13 protein-coding genes are annotated in these 12,597 nt (G+C 75.6%); 11 read left to right on the top strand and 2 right to left on the bottom strand.

Annotated features, from left to right (window positions below):
• The 4 genes from QWZ14_RS17565 to QWZ14_RS17580 form a co-directional block, all read left to right on the top strand.
• On the top strand, positions 1-2,464 hold a 2,464-nt coding region (locus QWZ14_RS17565; RefSeq protein WP_290318079.1), incomplete at its 5' end, for an SDR family NAD(P)-dependent oxidoreductase.
• Positions 2,461-3,780, top strand: coding sequence for an aminotransferase class I/II-fold pyridoxal phosphate-dependent enzyme (locus QWZ14_RS17570; RefSeq protein WP_290318080.1), 1,320 nt, complete (start codon positions 2,461-2,463; stop codon positions 3,778-3,780). The genes QWZ14_RS17565 and QWZ14_RS17570, both read left to right, overlap by 4 nt.
• A gap of 5 nt (positions 3,781-3,785) precedes the next feature.
• Positions 3,786-4,598, top strand: a complete 813-nt coding sequence (locus QWZ14_RS17575; RefSeq protein ID WP_290318081.1) for a formyltransferase family protein — start codon at positions 3,786-3,788, stop codon at positions 4,596-4,598.
• Between the two features lie 84 nt (positions 4,599-4,682).
• A complete protein-coding gene (locus tag QWZ14_RS17580) occupies positions 4,683-5,942 on the top strand; it encodes a capsular polysaccharide export protein, LipB/KpsS family (protein WP_290318082.1) in 1,260 nt (419 codons plus the stop codon).
• Positions 5,943-5,952: 10 nt separating this feature from the next.
• Here the strand turns inward: QWZ14_RS17580 and QWZ14_RS17585 are convergent, their stop codons facing one another.
• A complete protein-coding gene (locus tag QWZ14_RS17585; RefSeq protein ID WP_408903709.1) occupies positions 5,953-6,798 on the bottom strand; it encodes an aldo/keto reductase in 846 nt (281 codons plus the stop codon).
• A 36-nt stretch (positions 6,799-6,834) separates the two neighbouring features.
• Here QWZ14_RS17585 and QWZ14_RS17590 point away from each other — a divergent pair, with 36 nt between their 5' ends.
• The 5 genes from QWZ14_RS17590 (at position 6,835) to QWZ14_RS17610 (ending at position 9,977) form a co-directional block, all read left to right on the top strand.
• Complete coding sequence (locus QWZ14_RS17590; RefSeq protein WP_290318083.1) at positions 6,835-7,461, top strand: hypothetical protein; 627 nt, start codon at positions 6,835-6,837, stop codon at positions 7,459-7,461.
• A gap of 2 nt (positions 7,462-7,463) precedes the next feature.
• Entirely contained in the window at positions 7,464-8,003 is a 540-nt protein-coding gene (locus QWZ14_RS17595) for a sigma-70 family RNA polymerase sigma factor (protein ID WP_290318084.1), read from the top strand.
• Positions 8,000-8,719 carry an anti-sigma factor gene (locus QWZ14_RS17600; RefSeq protein WP_290318086.1) on the top strand — a complete coding sequence of 240 codons (720 nt, stop codon included), beginning with the start codon at positions 8,000-8,002 and terminating at the stop codon, positions 8,717-8,719. The genes QWZ14_RS17595 and QWZ14_RS17600 overlap by 4 nt, the downstream gene beginning before the upstream one ends.
• A gap of 128 nt (positions 8,720-8,847) precedes the next feature.
• Positions 8,848-9,072: a hypothetical protein gene (locus QWZ14_RS17605; protein WP_290318087.1), complete on the top strand. Its 225-nt coding sequence runs from the start codon at positions 8,848-8,850 to the stop codon at positions 9,070-9,072.
• Between the two features lie 116 nt (positions 9,073-9,188).
• On the top strand, positions 9,189-9,977 hold the full coding sequence (locus tag QWZ14_RS17610) for a DUF4394 domain-containing protein (protein ID WP_290318088.1): 789 nt from the start codon (positions 9,189-9,191) through the stop codon (positions 9,975-9,977).
• A 42-nt stretch (positions 9,978-10,019) separates the two neighbouring features.
• Here the strand turns inward: QWZ14_RS17610 and QWZ14_RS17615 are convergent, their stop codons facing one another.
• The gene (locus QWZ14_RS17615) at positions 10,020-10,946 is read right to left on the bottom strand and encodes a BKACE family enzyme (protein ID WP_290318089.1); all 927 of its coding nucleotides are present in this window, start codon (positions 10,944-10,946) and stop codon (positions 10,020-10,022) included.
• Between the two features lie 118 nt (positions 10,947-11,064).
• On the opposite strand from QWZ14_RS17615, the gene QWZ14_RS17620 reads away from it, so the two are divergent.
• Both QWZ14_RS17620 and QWZ14_RS17625 read left to right on the top strand, forming a co-directional pair.
• On the top strand, positions 11,065-11,826 hold the full coding sequence (locus QWZ14_RS17620; protein WP_290318090.1) for a TSUP family transporter: 762 nt from the start codon (positions 11,065-11,067) through the stop codon (positions 11,824-11,826).
• Positions 11,827-12,002: 176 nt separating this feature from the next.
• Positions 12,003-12,563, top strand: coding sequence for a peptidoglycan-binding domain-containing protein (locus QWZ14_RS17625; protein WP_290318091.1), 561 nt, complete (start codon positions 12,003-12,005; stop codon positions 12,561-12,563).
• The last annotated feature ends 34 nt before the right edge of the window (positions 12,564-12,597 follow it).

Consider the following 12,597-nt stretch of genomic DNA (forward strand, 5'->3'; position numbering starts at 1 on the left):
CGCCGCCGCGGCGGAGGGCATCGCCGCCGGCTTCTGCCTGGTCACCCGCGGCCAGCAGCAGGACCCTGCCGCGGCCGCCTGCCACGCGCTCGGCCGGGTGCTGGCGAACGAGCATCCCGGGCTGCGGCCGCGGCGCATCGACCTCGACCCGGGGCTGGCGCCGGATCTCCTGGCCCGCCGCCTGGCCGGCGAGCTGCTGGTCGAGACGGATGCCGAGGCCGAGGTCACCCTGGCCGAGGCCGGCCGGCTGGTCGCCCGGCTGCGCCCCGGCCTGCCGGAAGCGCCGCCGGCGCCGGGGCCGCGGCGCCTGCAGCTTCGCCACCCCGGCCAGCTCGGCAGCCTGCACTGGGCGCCCTTCGCCCCGCCGCTGCCCGGGCCGGGCGAGGTCGCCCTGCGGATCGAGGCCGCGGGGCTCAACTTCCGCGACGTCATGTGGGCCCAGGGCCTGCTGCCGGAGGAGGCGCTGCTGCCCGGCTTCGCCGGCGCCAGCCTCGGCATGGAATGCGCGGGCGTGGTCGAGGCGATCGGCGAGGGCGTCGCGCTGCGCCCGGGCCAGCGGGTCTTCGGCGTCGCCCCGGCGGCGCTGGCCACCCATGCCGTCACCCGCGCCGCCGCCCTGGTCCCGCTGCCCGAGGGGCTGGCGCCGGCCGCCGCCGCGACCGTGCCGGTCGCCTTCATGACCGCGGTGCTGGCGCTCGAGGAGCTGGCCCGGCTCGAGCCCGGGGAGCGGGTGCTGATCCATGGCGGCGCCGGGGCGGTCGGCCTCGCCGCGCTGCAGGTGGCGCTGGCCCGCGGCGCCCGGGTGGCGGCGAGCGCCGGCACCGCCGCCAAGCGCGCCTTCCTCCGCGCCGCCGGGGCCGGGCTGGTGGTCGACAGCCGCGACGCCGGCTTCGCCGATGCCCTCCGCGCCGAGTGGCCGGAGGGGGTGGACGTGGTGCTGAACTCGCTGGCCGGGCCGGCGATGGAACGTTCGCTCGGCCTGCTCCGCCCCTTCGGCCGCTTCGTCGAGCTGGGCAAGCGCGACTTCGCCGAGGACAGCCGCGTCGGGCTGCGGCCGCTGCGGCGCAACGCCACCTATTTCGCGGTGGACCTGGACGAGGTGGCCCGCGCCCGGCCGGCGCTGGCGGCCCGGCTGCTGGAAGGCATCGCCGATCGCCTCAGGACCGGCGTGCTGCGCCCCCTGCCGGCCACCGAATTTGCCGCGACCGAGGTCGAGACCGCCTTCCGCGGCCTCCAGGCCAGCCAGCACATCGGCAAGCTGATCATCGCCCCGCCGGCCGTATCGGCGGGCGAGGCCCGGGCCTCGCCCCTCGCCCAGGCCGGGCGCGGCACCATCCTGGTGGTCGGCGGCGTCCAGGGCTTCGGCCTCGCCGCCGCCCGCTGGCTGGCGGGGCAAGGGGCCCGGCACCTCGCCCTGCTGTCCCGCGGCGGCGCGGCGACGCCGGGGGCCGAGGCCGCGCTCCGCGACCTCGCCGCCCGCGGCGCCACCGCCACGATCCATGCCTGCGACGCCACCGACGCCGAGGCCCTGGGCCGGGCGCTGCAGGCGATCCGCGCCGCGGCGCCGCCGCTCCGCGGCGTGGTGCATGCCGCCGCCGTCGCCGGGGATGGCGCCGCGGCGCGGCTCGATCCCGGCCGCACCGCCCGGGTGCTGGCGGCCAAGCTGACGGTGGCCGAGAACCTCGACCGGCTGACCGCGGCGGATCCGCTGGCGCTGTTCCTGCTGTTCTCCTCGGCGACCGTCGCCATCGGCAATCCCGGCCAGGCCGCCTATGTCGCGGCCAATGCGGCGCTGGAGGCGCTGGCCCGCCGCCGCCGCGCCGCCGGCCGCCCGGCCATGGCCATCGGCTGGGGGCCGATCGCCGATGCCGGCATGCTGGCCGGCGACCCGGCGACCGCCGGCATCCTGCAGCGCCGGATCGGTGCCGCCCCGGTGCCGGCGGCCGAGGCCCTGGCCGCGCTGCCCGCGCTGCTCGCCGCCGATTGCGCCGCGCCGGGCCTGGCGCGCATCGACTGGGCCACCGCCCGGGGCACGCTGGCGGTGCTGGAGGAGCCGGCCTTCGAGGCGATCCGCAGCGCCGCGCCGCCGCCGGCCGAGGCGGCCGACCTGCAGGCCCGGCTGCGCGGCGCCGGCGAGGCCGAGGCGCTGCGGCTGCTGCGGGAGACGCTGGCGGCGGAGCTGGCGCGGATCCTGCGCCTGCCCGCGACGGCGGTGGCGGCCGAGGCGCCGCTGGCCGGGCTTGGCCTCGACAGCCTGGGCAGCATGGAATTGCGCACCGCGCTGGAGCAGCGGCTCGGCATGCCGGTGCCGCTGAGCGGCGTCGCCGAGGGGCTCAGCCTCGAGGCGCTGGCCCGGCGGCTCGTCGGCCAGCTGCGCAGCGACCCGGCGGAGCCGCTTGCCGCCGCCCTGCTGGCGCAGCATGAGCCGCCGACCCCGACCGACGGGCTGGAGGATGCGGCATGACCCAGAATTTCGGCCTCAGCGCCGGCGCCCGGGCGGCGCTGCTCAGCCGGCTGTCCCGCCGCGGCACCCATGCCGAGCCGGAGGCGCCGGCCGAGGGGCCCGGCCGCGACCTCGGCACCCTGCCCGGCATGCGCGACCTCGAGGCCATGCGCGCGGCCGGCGCCGCGCTCGGCATCGAAAGCCCCTATTTCCGCCCGCACGAAGGCATCGCCGGCGGCCGCAGCACCATCGGCAACCGCAGCACCATCAATTTCGCCTCGTACAACTACCTCGGCCTGAACGGCGACCCGCGGGTCGCCGCCGCGGCCAAGGCGGCGATCGACCGCTACGGCGTCTCCGCCTCCGCCTCCCGCCTCGCCTCCGGCGAGCGGCCGATCCATGCCGCGCTGGAGGCGGCGCTGGCCGCGCACTACGGCGCCGAGGCCTGCATCACCCTGGTCAGCGGCCATGCCACCAACGTCACGGTCATCGGCCAGCTGCTGGGCCCGCGCGACCTGATCCTGCACGACCGGCTGATCCATAATTCCGTGTCCGAGGGGGCGCGGCTGTCGGGCGCCCGCCGCATCGCCTTCGCCCACAACGACTGGCAGGCGGCCGAGCGCGAGCTGGCCGCCCAGCGCCGCCGGCACGGCCGCGCCCTGCTGGTGATCGAGGGCCACTACAGCATGGACGGCGACCTGCCCGACCTCGCCCGCTTCGCCGAGGTCGCCCGCCGGCACGACGCCCTGCTCATGGTGGACGAGGCGCATGCGATCGGCGTGCTCGGCGCCACCGGCCGCGGCCTGGCCGAGCAATGCGGCGCCGATCCCGGCCTGGTCGACATCTGGATGGGGACGCTGTCGAAGACCCTGTCCTCCTGCGGCGGCTACATCGCCGGCCGCCGCGAACTGATCGACCTGCTGCGGCATACCGCCCCGGGCTTCGTCTATTCGGTCGGCCTCGCCCCGCCGCTGGCCGCCTCGGCGCTCGAGTCGCTGCGCATCCTGCACGCCGAGCCCTGGCGGGTGGCCCGGCTGCAGGCCAATGCGGCGCTGTTCCTGCGGCTGGCCCGGGAGGCGGGCTTTGATACCGGGCACTCCGCCGGGCTCGGCATCGTGCCGGTCATCCTGGGCAGCTCGGTCCGGGCCGCCCGGCTCGCCGCCGCCGCCTTCGAGGCCGGGGTGAACGTGCAGCCGATCCTGTTCCCGGTGGTGCCGGAAGGCTCCGCCCGGCTGCGCTTCTTCCTCTCGGCCGAGCATAGCCCGGCCGAGATCGGCCAGAGCTGCGCCATCCTGGCGGCGGCCCGGGACGGGGCGGCCCTGCTGCGGGCCTCCTGACGCGCTTGCGGCTCGCCCTCTTCACCCTGGAAAGCGCGCTCAGCGCCGAGGCGGTCGCCCGCTTCCTGCGCGAGCACGGCGAGGCGGTGGTGCTCATCGGCCGCTCGCGGCCCTTCCGCCCCGCGGCCGGCGGCGCGCTGCGCCAGGGCTGGCGGCACCTGCGCCGGTCGGGGCCGCGTCTGCTGCCCTACCTCTGGGCCAATTACGCCCTGCCGCAGGGCCTTGGCCGGCTGCGCCGCCTGGCCGGCGGGCGCGGGACCCTGGCCGGGCTGGCCGCGGCACGGGGCCTGCCGGTCCACGACCTCGACGACGTGAACGATGCCGCGACCGCCGCGGCGCTGCGGGCGGCGCGGCCGGACCTGCTGGTCTCGCTGCATTTCGACCAGATCTTCACCGCGGCGACCCTGGCGCTGGCGCCGCTGGGCGGGATCAACCTGCATCCCTCGCTGCTGCCGCGGCATCGCGGCCCGGTGCCCGCCATCTGGGCGCTGGCCGAGCCCGAGCCGGCCTTCGGGGTGACCATCCACCGGCTGGTCCCGCGGATCGATGCCGGCGCCATCCTGGCCCAGGCGGCGGTGCCGCTGCCGCCCGGGACCACCGCCAGCGCCGCCGCGCGGGCGCTGCACCTGGCCGGGGTGCCGCTGCTGTCCGGGGTCCTGGCCGGGCTGGCGGCCGGCGCCTGCCCCGGGCAGGGCAGGCCGCTGCTGCCCTACTGCCCCTTCCCGCCCCCGGCGCTGCTGCGCGGCCTGGCGGCCCGGGGGCGCCGCTTGGTCGATGCGGCGGACCTGCGGTCGGGCCTTGCCTGTCGCATCGGTTGATTCAATACGATATATTATCGATCGACTTGACCCCGACTGGCGCGGCTGCGACACGGGCCACACCCCGGAACAGTAGAATCGAGCATGGATCTGGCCGACCGCCCGGCATCGCCTGACCGTCCGGGCCGCCGCTTCCTGTTCCTGCAGGGGCCGATCTCGCCCTTCTTCGCCGAGGTCGCGGCCGGCCTCCGGCGGCTCGGCCATGACACCTGCCGCATCAACCTCTGCCTCGGCGACCGGCTGTTCTGGTCCGGCCCGGGCGCCACCGACTTCACCGGCCGGCCGGAGGAATGGCCCGGCTTCCTCGGCGCCTTCCTCGACCGCGAGGGCATCACCGACCTCGTCCTCATCGGCGAGCAGCGCCCCTACCACCGGCCGGCGATCGCCCTGGCCCGGGCGCGCGGCATCGCCGTCGCCGTCACCGACTTCGGCTACCTCAGGCCCGACTGGGTGGTGCTGGAGCGCGACGGCATGGGTCCGGAAAGCCGCTTCCCCCGCGACCCCGAGGCCATCCGGGCGTTGGCCGCGACCTGCCCGGCGCCGGACCTCGCCGCGCATCACCGCGACAGCTTCGCCACCCAGGCCCTCTGGGACGTGCTCTTCCACCTGGCGTCGCTGCTGCCCTGGCCCTTCCCGCACTACCGCAGCTTCCTGCTGCATCCGCCGGTGCCGGCCTATCTCGGCACCGCGCTCCGGCTGCTGCTGCGCCGGCGGGAGACCCGGCAGGCGGCCGCGCGGCTGGCGGCGCTGCGGGCCGGCGGCGCGCCGCTGTTCCTCTTCGCGATGCAGATGGAGACCGATTATTCCATCCGCGCCTATTCCCGCTTCCCCGACATGGACAGCGCCATCGGCGAGACCATCGCCAGCTTCGCCGCCGCCGCCCCGCCGGAGGCGCTGCTGCTGGTCAAGGTGCATCCGCTGGACCCCGGGCTGAAGGCCTGGCGCCGCCGGGTCGCCCGGATGGCCGCCGCCGCCGGCATCGCCGGCCGGGTGCACTACCTCGGCGGGTCGCTGCCGATGGAGCCGGTCGTCGCCGCCTGCCGCGGGGTGGTGACGGTCAACAGCACCCTCGGCGTGCATGCCGTCGCCGCCGGCCGGGCGACCCTGGCGCTCGGCCAGGCGATCTACGGGGTGCCGGGGCTGAGCTGGCAGGGCGGGCTGGATGCCTTCTGGACCGAGGCGGCGCCACCGGAGCCCGGGCTGGCCGAGGCCTTCATCCGGGCGCTCGCCGCCTGCCTGCACGTGCGCGGCTGCTACTACGCCCGCCCCGGGCTCGACGTCGCGGTGGCGGGCGCGGTGCGGCGGCTGCACCTCGGCGCGCTGAACGTGCCGATGCCGGGGTAGAGACCGGCTTTCAGAGCATCGCCAGGCTGCGCTTGCGCTTGGGCGGCGGGAAGGCGGCATCCAGCGCCGCCAGATCCTCCGGCGCCAGCGCCAGGGCGGCGGCCGCGGCATTCAGCCGCACGTGCCCGGGGTCGGCCGCCTTGGGGATGCTGATCACCCCCGGGGCCCGCAGCGTCCAGGCGAGCGCCACCTGGGCCGGCGTCGCGCCCAGCCGCGCCGCCACCGCCCGCACCGCCGGATTGCGCAGCAGCGCCCCGCCCTGGCCGACCGGGCTATAGGCCATCACCGGCATGCCGCGCTCCCGGCAGAAGGGCAGCAGGTCGAATTCCACGCCGCGGTTCTCGAGGTTGTAGAGCACCTGGTCGGTGGCGCAGCCGGCCAGCGCCGGGCCGAGTTCCTCCAGGTCGTCCACGTCGAGGTTGGAGACCCCCCAGCGCCGGATCTTTCCGGCCGCCTGCATCCGTTCCATGGCCCGGACCGTATCGTCCAAAGAAATGGAGCCGCGCCAATGCAGGAGGTAGAGGTCGAGGTGCCCGGTGCGCAGCCGCTGCAGGCTCCGCTCCAGCGCCGCCTCCAGCTTCCGGCCGCCGGCGTTGTGCGGATAGACCTTGGAGACCAGGAAGGCCTCGTCCCGCCGGCCGGCGATGGCCTCCGCCACCACCTCCTCGGCGCCGCCCTCGGCGTACATCTCGGCGGTGTCGATCAGCGTCATCCCCAGGTCGAGGCCGAGCCGCAGCGCCGCCGCCTCCCGGCCCCGGTCCGAGCCGCGCTCCCCCATGTGCCAGGTCCCCTGGCCCAGCGCCGCGACGCTGGTGCCATCCGCCAGCCTCACCGCCGGTATCGCCGCTGCCGCCATTCCGTCCTCCCCTGGTCCTCGCCTATGATCCGGCCCATGCCCCGTGTCCTACCCTACGTCGCCCTGCTCCTCGCCGCACCCGCCATCGCCCTGGCGCAGGCCGCCCCGGCCGCCACCGAGGATATCGGGGGATGGCGCCTCGCCTGCGCGGTGGACCGCATGACGGACCGCGCCGCCTGTCTGCTGCGCCTGCAGGAATGGGTGGAACGCCCGGCCGGCGGCGCGGGCGGCCTGGCGCTGGAGATCATCGACCGGCAGGGCCGGCTGGTTCCCGCCGTCACCGCCCGCGACCTGACCCTGGACAGTGCCACCCGCGGCCTGCTGGCCCTGACCGGCACGGCGCAGCTGCGCTTCCCGCCGAACCGGCTGTTCGAGATGCCCTGCGGCCTCGACGGCCGCTCCATCGTCTGCGCCCCGCGGGCCGAGGATGCCGCCCGCGCCGAGGCCGAGTTGCTGGCCGCCTACCGGGCCCTGGTCCGGGTGGTCGGCACCGGCGCCGGCCCCACCACCGCCGAGCCCGCCGAGCTGCGCCTGGCCGGCACCCGGGAGGCGGTGGCGCGCTTCGCCCGGCAGGCCCCGCCCCAGCCGTCCACCGGCGGCGAGGCCCTGGGCGTCGAGCCCCGCGAACTGATGCAGCGCCTGCTGCGCCTGTTCGGGAATTGAGCATGCGCGCCGAAGCCTCCCTCGCCGACCTCCTCGCCGCCGTCGCCGCCGACGACCGGTCGGCCCTCCGCACCCTGTACCAGCAGCAGGCGACCCGGCTGTTCGGGGTGGCCAATGCCATCCTGCGCGACCGCGAGGCCGCGGCCGATGCCATGCAGGACGCCTTCCTGCGGATCAGCCAGCGCGCCGGCCAGTTCGATGCCGAGCGCGGCGAGGCATCCGCCTGGCTCGGCGGCATCGTCCGCCATGCCGCGCTCGACCTCGCCCGCAAGCGGGGCCGGGAGATGCCGACCGACGACCCGACGCTGGGCGATACCGCCGTCGCGGCCGAGGCGCTGGACCGGGTCGCCGCCGATGCCGAGGGCCGCCGCCTGCGGGACTGCCTCGGCGCGCTCGACGAGAAGAACCGCAAGGGCATCCTGCTCGCCTTCGTCCACGGCCTCTCGCATGCCCAGGTCGCAACGCGGCTGGACCTGCCGCTGGGCACGGTGAAGGCCTGGATCCGCCGCGGCCTGCTGCAGCTCCGGGAATGCCTCGCATGATCCCGACCGACCCACAGGAACGCGACATGCTGGCAGGTGAATACGTGCTGGGCACCCTCGATGCGCGCGCCGCGGCGGAAGTCGCCGCCGCCCTGCCGCAGGATGCCGCGCTGCGGGCGGCCGTCGCGCTCTGGGAGGCACGGCTGGCGCCGCTGGCCCGCCTCGCGCTCCCCGAGGCGCCGCCGCCGGATCTCTGGAGCCGGATCGAGGCCGCCCTTCCCGGCGCCGGCCAGGGGCTGCCGCGCCGGGCGGCGCCCTTCGAGCGGCGGGGGTCGGGCTCGGCGCGGCGGGTCTCGCTGTGGCGCGGCTGGGCGCTCGGCGCCAGCGCCCTGGCCGCCGGGCTTGCCGGCTTCATCGTGCTGCGCCCGGCCGAGCCGCCGCGGCTGATGACCGTGCTGCTGACCCAGCGCGACCAGCCGGCCTGGGTGGTGGAGGCCGACCGCTCCGGCGCCCTCCGCCTCGCCTCGATCAACCCGCAGCCGGTCGAGGCCAACCGGGTCATGCAGCTCTGGGCCCTGCCGCAGGGGGCGACGGCGCCGACCTCGCTCGGCCTGGTGCCCGAGGGCGGCCGCATGACCGTGACGCCGAGCGCGATCCGGGCGGCGCCGGGCATGCTGATCGAGATCACGCTCGAGCCGCCGGGCGGCTCGCCGATCGGCCGCCCGACCGGGCCGGTGCTGTTCATCGGGCGGCTCTCGGCGGCGGGCAGCAGCTGACCCTCCGGCCCGGAGCAGGAGGGGATATTCATGTTCCGTTATATGAAGGCGTGATAGAAATGCTCTCGAAACTATCAGCCTGACCAAGTGCCGGCGGGTCCGCCCCGCCGGCCGTCCGGGAGCCGCCGATGTCCGAAGCCGTCCCGCATGCCGCCGCCTCGCCTGCGGCGGACCGCCCGATGGACGACCCGACGCGACCCCGCCCGGCCGGTGCCGGCGGGCTTCCCGAGGCGGCGCCGCGCCGCGGCCGGCCCGAGGCCGAGCCGCCGAGTGCCCTTGCGACCATGGCCCAGGGCAGCGTCCTGCTCGGCGTGCTGGTGCTGCTTTTTGTTCTGGCCGGCTTCCGCGGCTGAGCGGCGGGCACCTCTCGGTCTGGTGATCGTGGGTGCTGCGTCCGATCGCATCTCTCCCCCGTAACGGAGACAGCGGTGCCCCTCGGGCTGCCGCCCCATCCCGGAGAGATGCCGCCATGACCCGCACCACCCGTACCCTGCTTGCCGCCGGCACCGCCCTCGCCCTGTCGGCCGCCACCGCCGAGGCCGCCACCCTGGTCGGGCTGACCGCCGACAACCAGCTGGTGCGCATCGACAGCGGGACCCGCCGCGCCGCCGCGCCGATGCGCGTCACCGGCCTCGAGGGCAAGCTGCTCGGCATCGACGTGCGCCCGGCCGACATGAAGCTCTATGGCCTGACCGACGCCGGCCAGATCGTCACCATCGACCCCGCGACCGGCCGCGCCACCCAGGTCAGCCGCCTGTCCGAGCGCTTCGAGAGCGGCGGCCGCGCCACCATCGACTTCAACCCGGTCGCCGACCGGCTGCGGGTGATGGGCATGGGCGGGGTGAATTTCCGCGTCAACGTCGAGACCGGCGCGGTGGTGAAGGACGGGCAGCTGAAGTACCAGGCCGGCACCCCCTGGGCCGAGACCACCCCGCGCGTCGTCGCCGGCGCCTATACCAACAGCATGGCCGGCGCGACCGCGACGATGCTCTACACCGTCGATACCCTGTCCCGCAGCCTGAACCTGCAGGCGCCGCCGAACGACGGCGTGCAGCAGCCGAAGGGCGAGATCGCCGCCAGCCTGCCGGTCGGCGTCGCCTTCGACATCGTGCCGGAAGCCAATGGCGCCAACATGGCGGTGCTGCTGGCCTCCGGCACGCTGCACCACGTCGACCTCGCCAACGGCAGGGCCACCACGGTCGGCGCCGTCGCCGGCCTGCCGTCGGCCGAGGTCATCGACATCGCCGTGATGCGCTGAGCCTGACCGGGGCGGCGGTGCGAACCGCCGCCCCGCCTGGCGTCAGAAGCCGACGAGGTCGCCGCCCTTCAGCGCCAGCATCTGCCGCGCCTCGGCCGGCGTCGCGATCTCGAGGCTGAGCTCCTCGAGGATCCGGCGGATCTTGGCGACCTGCTCGGCATTCGACTTCGCCTGCACGCCCTTACCGAGCCAGAGGCTGTCCTCCAGCCCGACCCGGACGTTGCCGCCGAGGATGCCGGCCATGGTGGTGAAGGGCATCTGGTTGCGCCCCGCCGCCAGCACCGACCAGACGTAGTCGCGGCCGAACAGCCGGTCGGCGGTCTCCTTCATGAACATCAGGTTGCGCGGCTCGGCGCCGAGCCCGCCCAGGATGCCGAAGATGGTCTGGGTGAACAGCGGCGGCTCCACCACCTTGCGGTCGAGCATGTGCGCGAGGTTGTAGAGGTGGCCGACGTCGTAGCATTCGAACTCGAAGCGGGTGCCATGGCCCTTGCCGAGCCGCTCCACGATCTGCTCGATGTCCTTGAAGGTGTTGCGGAAGATGAAGTCGGTGGTGCCCTCAAGGTAGGGCCGCTCCCACTCATGCTTGAAATTCTTGATCCGCGCGGCGCTGCCCGAGATGTTGAAATTCATCGAGCCCATGTTGAGCGAGCACATCTCCGGCTTGGCCTGCAGCGGCGCCGCCAGCCGTTCGTCCACCGTCATGCCGAGCCCGCCGCCGGTGGTGATGTTGATCACCGCATCGGTCGACTGCTTGATGACCGGCAGGAACTGCATGAAGACCTTGGGGTCCGGCGTCGGCCTGCCGTCGACCGGGTCGCGCGCATGCAGGTGGATGATGGCGGCGCCGGCCTCGGCCGCGGCGATCGACTGCTCTGCGATCTCCTGCGGGGTGATCGGCAGGTAGTCCGACATGCTCGGGGTATGGATCGCCCCCGTGACGGCGACGCTGATGATGACCTTGGCCATGGCGCTTCCCCTCTGTCCCTGGGGCACAGGAGTAGCCGGGGATCGGGCGGGGTGGAAGGCGGCACGCCGGGCCTATCCCCGGCTTCACGCCGCCGCCCGGCCGGGCGAGACTGCCGCCATGCAACTCATCGCCGATCTGCCGCAGGGCGCCGCGCTCGCCTGGTTGTTGGGCGCGGCCCTGGCGGGGGGGCTGGCGCGGGGCTTCTCCGGCTTCGGCGCGGCGCTGATCTTCGTGCCGCTGGCCTCCGTCGCGCTCGGGCCGCGGGCGGCGGCACCGCTGATGCTGCTGCTGGACCTGCTGGCGATCATCCTCCTCACCCCGCCGGCCTGGGCGCTGGCCGACCGGCCGCAGGTCGGGGCCCTGGCGCTCGGCGCGGCGGCCGGCACGCCGCTCGGCGCGGCGATCCTGCTGCGGGCCGATCCGCTGGCGCTGCGCTGGGGCGTGGCGGCGGCGATCCTGGCGCTGCTCGGGCTGCTGGTCTCGGGCTGGCGCTTCCACGGCCGCCCGACCCTGCCGGCGACCATCGGCGTCGGCCTGGCCGGGGGCGTGCTGGGCGGCGTCGCCATGGTCAGCGGGCCGCCGGTGATGGCCTACCTGCTGGGGCAGCCAGGCGACGCCCGTTCGGTCCGCGCCTCCTTCGCCCTGTTCCTCGCGGCCGGCGGGGTGCTGGCCGGCATCACCTTCGCCGCCACCGGCCTGCTGACCTGGGCGCTGCTGCCGCCCTTCCTGGTGGCCATGCCGGCCTATGGCCTCGGGACCTGGCTCGGCAGCCGCATGTTCGGCCTGGCCTCCGAGCGCAGCTTCCGGCTCGGCTGCTACGGGATGATCGCCCTGGCGGCGCTGCTCGGCCTGCCGCTCTGGGACGGATTGCTCCGCTAAGGCCACCCCGGACGGCGGGACCACTTGGCCGGAGTGATGGGCCCGCCGGGACGGCCGGCCGGGCCGGCTTCCGCGCGCCCTCGCAATCCGCATTCGCTCCGGCTGCATCCTCCGCGGGTTGCGCAACCCAAGGGCGGCTGCGGTGTTCGGCTTGCGACGGAACGGGAGCGGGAACGATGCGGCACCATGGCTTGATATTGGCGGGGCTTTTGATGGCGGGCGGCGCCGCGGCGCAGCAGGCGCCCTCGCTGCTCTATACCCAGCCGCTGGCGCCGGCGGCGGTGGCCCAGGTGCAGGAGAGGCTCCGCCAGGCCGGCAATTACAGCGGCCGCCCGGACGGGGTCTGGGGCCCGGACAGCCAGTCGGCGCTCGAGCGCTTCCAGCAGAGCCGCGGCCTGCAGGCGACCGGCCAGTTGAACCAGGCGACGGCGGCCACCCTCGGCCTCGGCCCGTCCGAGCTGCTCGCCGCCGGCCCGACCGCCGGCCCCGCCCCCGGCACCCCGGCGGCGCTGGCGACCGACCCGCTGAGCCCGCCGGCGGTGCGCAACATCCAGACCCGGCTGCGGGCGATGAACTTCTACCGCGGCCCGGTCGACGGCGCCTGGGGCGCCGGCACCCAATCCGCCATCGAGCGCTTCCAGCAGGGCCGCGGCCTGCAGGCGACCGGGCAGGTCAACCCCGCGACGGCGGCGGCGCTCGGCCTCGATCCGAACAACCTCGCCGCGCCGGTCCGCTAGCCTGGATTATGCGCGAAGGCTGACGGGCATGGTG

It is taken from the genome of Paeniroseomonas aquatica (assembly GCF_030409335.1).
GTDB lineage: Bacteria > Pseudomonadota > Alphaproteobacteria > Acetobacterales > Acetobacteraceae > Belnapia > Belnapia aquatica.